Raw genomic sequence first — 5,419 nt, 5'->3', positions numbered from 1 at the left:
AGCCGGGAGGGCCGTGGTCGGCGCCTGCTCGACGGCGGCGGTGTCGGCCGGGAGGTCGCGGGTCAACGGCTCGAGGTCGGCGCGGGTGCGGGCCGCCCAGGCCTTCGCCGAGCGTTCCTCGTACTCGGGCAGGGACAGCCGTCCCTCGCCGTGCGCGCGCTGCAGCCGGGCGTCGACCGCCCGTCGCTCGCCGTCCCCCACCCGGTACGCCGACTCGTCCGCCACCCGGCCATTCTGGACCGTCCGGGCGGGGCCGGGGAGCGGCGCCCGCCGATCAGGCGTCGCGCGAGCCCGTCGCCGCGGTGACGTCGAGGCCGCGTGCGGCCAGCCACGGCAGCGGGTTGATCTTGGTGCCGTCCGGCTCCCACACCTCGAGGTGCAGGTGCGGGCCGGTGGACTGGCCGCGGTTGCCGACCTCGGCGATCTCGTCGCCGGCCTCGACCTGCTGGCCCTCCTGCACGAACGACCGGTTGATGTGGCCGTAGACGGTGCTGGTGCCGTCGGGGTGCTTGAGCACCACCCACATCCCGAAGCCGCTGGCGGGGCCGGACTTCTCCACGACGCCGTCGGTCAGGGCGAAGATCGGGGTGCCGATCGGGGCGGCGAGGTCGATGCCCTTGTGCTGCACGCCCCAGCGGGCGCCGAAGCCGGAGGTGAACCGGCCGGCCGTCGGCATGACCAGTGCCTCGCCGTTGTACATGACCGCCTTCGGGGCGCCGTGCGACATCGCGGTCGTCACGGCCCGCTCCAGCTGGGCGGCCTCGCGGCCCATCCGGGCGGCCTTCGTCAGGTTGGCGACGTCGACCTTCGAGGTGGAGTCCAGGTCGGGCAGCGACGCGGCCTGCGCGGAGAGCTGCTCGCCGCCGATCGCGGAGGTGTCCATCGGGGCGGTCGTGTCGGCCGGGCGGGTGTCGCTGGACACCGGCAGCATCGCCGAGGCGGCGAGCCGGGCGTAGGACTCCTCGACCGCGGCCTCACCGCCCCAGCCGGGCACCCCGAGGGCACCGGCGACCGTCTGACCGGCCGCGACCAGGGCACCGCCGGCCGCCGCGGCGACGGTCACACGGGTACGCGAGACCACCGGCGGGGGAGCCGGGAGCGCCGGGAGCCGGTGACCGACCGGCGGCACAGGGGGGAGCGTGCCGGGCCGGGCCTCCGGTCGCGTGGCGCCGCTGGGGAAGCGGTGGCGCGACAAGACTGCCCTTCTGGTGTTCAGGGCGCCGCGGGCCGTTCGGCGGTGATCGTCGGAGTGGGGGCTCCGTCGGGGGATGGCGTCGTTCGGGGCGACACCGATCACCGTGACCGGTCCGTGACGTGGACAACGCGACGGTAACCCGGGCCCCGCCGAGCGGCAACGGCGGCCCGCCGCGCGGTTGCGGACGGTCGTGGATCATCGACGACCGGTCGGGCGGTCGGCGACGCGACGGCGAACGGAGGGTCCCGTTCCCCCGCCCGGACCGGACGCTCAGGCGCCTTCGGCGGCGTGCCGGCCGACCAGCCGCAGCGACCCGCGCAGCCGCCGGTCGCGCACCCGGTCGTGCTCGCGCCGCTCCGCCTCCCCGCGGGCCAGCGTGCTCGCCACGAAGTGCACGGTGCGCCGGTCCACCGGCAGCGCGAGATGGCCCACGTCGTCGAGCTCCAGCTCGGTGACGTCGAGGTCCGGGTGACGCAGCCGGGAGTTCCGCTGCGGGACGATGATCTCGTCCATGCGCGACCAGACCACCAGGAACCGGGTCCGACAGCCGGGGGCCGGTTCGTCCAGCTCGCGCAGGATCGCGGAGCCGGGGCAGAGCTGGCGGCACAGCGGCAGCGGTGCGATCCGGGCCAGGTTGCTGCCCGAGTGCGGGCTGCCGAGCGTCGCCAGGGTGTCGACGACGGCGTCGCCCCCCATCCGCTGCACGTAGTAGCGGGCGATCACCCCGCCGAGGGAGTGCCCGACGATGTGCACCCGGTCCGACCCGGTGGCCTCGCGCAGCCGTTCGACATGGCCGCGCAGCTCGTGCGCCGCGGTGCGGACGTCGTCGGTGAACAGGCTGTAGTTGATGGCGTGCACCACCCCGAAGCCGCGCCGGCGCAGCTCGTGGGCGAACACGGTGAACACCGAGCGGTTGTCCATGATGCCGTGGACCAGCAGGATCGGCGTCCCGGCGGCGGTGGGGTCGGCGACGACCAGGCTGCGCTTGACCGGCGGCAGGCTGTCGGTGCGCCAGTGGCCGTGCGGCCGGACGGTCTCCTCGGCCAGCCCGATCGGGTACAGCGCCAGGTGCGCGGCCAGCCAGGCGCCCTCCAGCGCCAGCCCGCGCAGTCCCGCACGCGAGGTGAAGGTCCGCGCGGCGTAACCCGCCGCCTGCCCGAGATCGGACGTCGCGGCCGTCACTGTCGACAGCGCCCCGTCGGCGATCGCGCGCAGGCGAGCGCCTCCGGGTAGCGACGTCGCCATGTCCGAAAGGTAAGGCAGGTCACAGGATTCCGCTGTGTCGCGGGACGATCGGTGGCCCCGATCACTCGGTCGGTCGATCTGAATCGAGCACTGCGCCGACGGGGTGACAGCGGTCACCGGCCCAGGTCAGGACCGGTGCGCGCGGCGTGGCTAGGCTCCCCGACGCAGCATCACCGACGTCCGCGACCGCTGCCGCCCGCCACCTGTGCGGGGCGCGCCCGGAGAACGAGCCGGGGTCGCGCCGGTCGCGGCGAGAGCGAAGTGGAGCGGGAGAGCCGAGTGGACCTCTACGAGTACCAGGCGAAGGACCTCTTCGCCGCGCACGGAGTCCCGGTGCTGCCGGGCCGGACCGTGGACAACGCCGCCGACGCGGCGGCCGCGGCGGCCGAGCTGGGCACCGCCGTCGTGGTCAAGGCACAGGTCAAGACCGGTGGTCGGGGCAAGGCCGGCGGCGTGAAGCTGGCCGAGAACGCCGACGAGGCCAAGGAGAAGGCCGAGGCCATCCTGGGCCTCGACATCAAGGGCCACACCGTGCACCAGGTCCTGGTCACCGAGGCCAGCGACATCGCCGAGGAGTACTACTTCTCCTTCCTGCTGGACCGGTCCAACCGCACCTTCCTGGCCATGTGCTCGGCCGAGGGCGGCATGGAGATCGAGCAGCTGGCCGTCGAGCGCCCGGACGCGCTGGCCCGGATCGCCATCGACCCGATCGCCGGTGTCGACAAGGCCAAGGCCGACGAGATCGTCGCCGCGGGCAAGATCCCGGCCGCCGTCGCCGACGAGGCCGCGAACGTGATCGTGAAGCTCTGGGAGACCTTCGTCTCCGAGGACGCGACGCTGGTCGAGGTCAACCCGCTGGTCCGTGACCCGCAGGACAAGGTGATCGCCCTCGACGGCAAGGTCACCCTGGACACCAACGCCGACTTCCGGCACCCGCAGCACGCGGACCTGGTCGACGAGCGCACCGAGAACCCGCTCGAGGCGAAGGCCAAGGCCAAGGGCCTCAACTACGTCAAGCTCGACGGCGGCCAGGTCGGCATCATCGGCAACGGCGCGGGGCTCGTCATGAGCACCCTCGACGTCGTCGCCTACGCCGGCGAGGCGCACGGCGGGGTCAAGCCCGCCAACTTCCTCGACATCGGCGGCGGCGCCTCGGCGCAGGTGATGGCCGACGGCCTGGACGTCATCCTGGGTGACGACGAGGTCAAGAGCGTCTTCGTCAACGTCTTCGGCGGCATCACCGCCTGCGACGCGGTCGCCAACGGCATCGTCGAGGCCCTCAAGATCCTGGGCGACGACGCGACCAAGCCGCTGGTCGTCCGCCTGGACGGCAACAACGTCGAGGAGGGTCGTCAGATCCTCGCCGACGCGAACCACCCGCTCGTCACCGTGGTGGGCACGATGGACGACGCGGCAGCCAAGGCCGCCGAGCTCGCGAACGCTGGAGCCTGAGACATGTCGATCTTCCTCAACGAGAACAGCAAGGTCATCGTCCAGGGCATCACGGGCGGCGAGGGCACCAAGCACGCCACCAAGATGCTCGCCGCCGGGACGAACATCGTGGGTGGTGTGAACGCCCGCAAGGCCGGGACCACGCACACCATCGGCGACAAGGACGTCACCGTGTACGGCACGGTGGAGGAGGCGATCAAGGAGACCGGCGCCGACGTGTCGGTCATCTTCGTCCCGCCGAAGTTCGCCAAGGACGCCGTGATCGAGGCCATCGACGCCGAGATCCCGCTGGCCGTCGTCATCACCGAGGGCATCCCGGTGCACGACTCGGCGTACTTCTGGGCGCACGCGGTCGCCACGGGCAACAAGACCCGGATCATCGGCCCGAACTGCCCCGGCATCATCTCGCCCGGCAAGTCCAACGCGGGCATCATCCCGGCGAACATCGCCGGCGCGGGCAGGATCGGCCTGGTGTCGAAGTCCGGCACGCTGACCTACCAGATGATGTACGAGCTGCGTGAGTTCGGCTTCTCCACCGCCATCGGCATCGGCGGCGACCCGGTCATCGGCACCACCCACATCGACGCCCTCGAGGCGTTCGAGGCGGACCCCGAGACCGAGGCCATCGTGATGATCGGTGAGATCGGTGGCGACGCCGAGGAGCGCGCCGCGGACTTCATCAAGGCCAACGTCACCAAGCCGGTCGTCGGCTACGTCGCGGGCTTCACCGCCCCCGAGGGCAAGACGATGGGCCACGCCGGCGCGATCGTGTCCGGCTCGGCCGGTACCGCGCAGGCCAAGAAGGAGGCCCTCGAGGCCGCCGGTGTCAAGGTCGGCAAGACGCCGTCCGAGACCGCCGCGCTGATGAAGGAGATCCTCTCCGCCTGATCGGAGATCGGGTCGCACGTCCGACGCGCGGGCCCCGGGAACTTCTCCCGGGTGCCCGCGCGTCGTGCTGTGTGCACCAGGTGCGCCTCACCCGGCCGTGTCGGGGGCATCGGCTAGCGTGCGGTGCAGCGAGTCCGTCCGTCACACGGGAGTGGTCGTCATGTCGAGCAACGAGCCCGGGTCCGTCCCGGCTCCGGAGCAGGCCGCGCCCGCTCCGACGGTGCGGGTCGCCGTCCTGGCGGGGGCCGTGCTGGCCCTGCTGGCACTGGTCCTGACCTTCTTCGACGTCACCACCGGGCTGTTCCCGGTCGCGATGGTCGTCGCCGGTGGCGTCGCGGGCGCCCTGACCCTGTTGCCCGGCACCGGGCGCACCCTGGTCGCGGGCGTGGTCCTGTCGACGACGGGGGCGCTGACGATGCTGCTGCTCCTGGCCGGCACCGGCACCGGGGCGGTCGGCGGCACGCTCGGCTGGGTCGTGTTCGTGGTCGCGCTGCTCGCCGCCGCCGCACTGCTCTACGCCCAGCTCCTCCTGTCCGGCGTCGTCTCCGCCCCCGCGCCGCGGGCGCAGCGCCCGTCGCACGTCGGGCAACCCGGCTGGGGCCCCGGCCCCGGCCAGGTCCCGCCGGGCCGGCAGCCGCC

6 protein-coding genes are annotated in these 5,419 nt (G+C 73.0%); 3 read left to right on the top strand and 3 right to left on the bottom strand.

The window, feature by feature from the left end:
- The 3 genes from GTW08_RS22930 to GTW08_RS22920 all read right to left on the bottom strand — a co-directional run.
- On the bottom strand, positions 1-225 hold a 225-nt coding region (locus GTW08_RS22930; RefSeq protein ID WP_161152508.1), incomplete at its 3' end, for a DUF1707 domain-containing protein.
- 49 nt (positions 226-274) lie between these two features.
- A complete protein-coding gene (locus tag GTW08_RS22925) occupies positions 275-1,063 on the bottom strand; it encodes a M23 family metallopeptidase (protein ID WP_304580149.1) in 789 nt (262 codons plus the stop codon).
- A gap of 402 nt (positions 1,064-1,465) precedes the next feature.
- Positions 1,466-2,440: an esterase/lipase family protein gene (locus tag GTW08_RS22920; RefSeq protein ID WP_073576420.1), complete on the bottom strand. Its 975-nt coding sequence runs from the start codon at positions 2,438-2,440 to the stop codon at positions 1,466-1,468.
- A 261-nt stretch (positions 2,441-2,701) separates the two neighbouring features.
- On the opposite strand from GTW08_RS22920, the gene sucC reads away from it, so the two are divergent.
- The 3 genes from sucC to GTW08_RS22905 form a co-directional block, all read left to right on the top strand.
- On the top strand, positions 2,702-3,892 hold the full coding sequence (sucC, locus tag GTW08_RS22915; protein ID WP_301549002.1) for an ADP-forming succinate--CoA ligase subunit beta: 1,191 nt from the start codon (positions 2,702-2,704) through the stop codon (positions 3,890-3,892).
- Between the two features lie 3 nt (positions 3,893-3,895).
- Positions 3,896-4,780 (top strand): succinate--CoA ligase subunit alpha, encoded by an 885-nt coding sequence (sucD, locus tag GTW08_RS22910; RefSeq protein WP_073576419.1) that lies wholly within the window; start codon positions 3,896-3,898, stop codon positions 4,778-4,780.
- Positions 4,781-4,940: 160 nt separating this feature from the next.
- On the top strand, positions 4,941-5,419 hold a 479-nt coding region (locus GTW08_RS22905; protein WP_202417575.1), incomplete at its 3' end, for a DUF5336 domain-containing protein.

The organism is Pseudonocardia sp. SID8383, from assembly GCF_009864975.1.
Lineage (GTDB): Bacteria > Actinomycetota > Actinomycetes > Mycobacteriales > Pseudonocardiaceae > Pseudonocardia > Pseudonocardia alni.
Note: the sequence above shows the minus strand (reverse complement) of the source record. Positions and strands in the feature narration are given on the sequence as shown.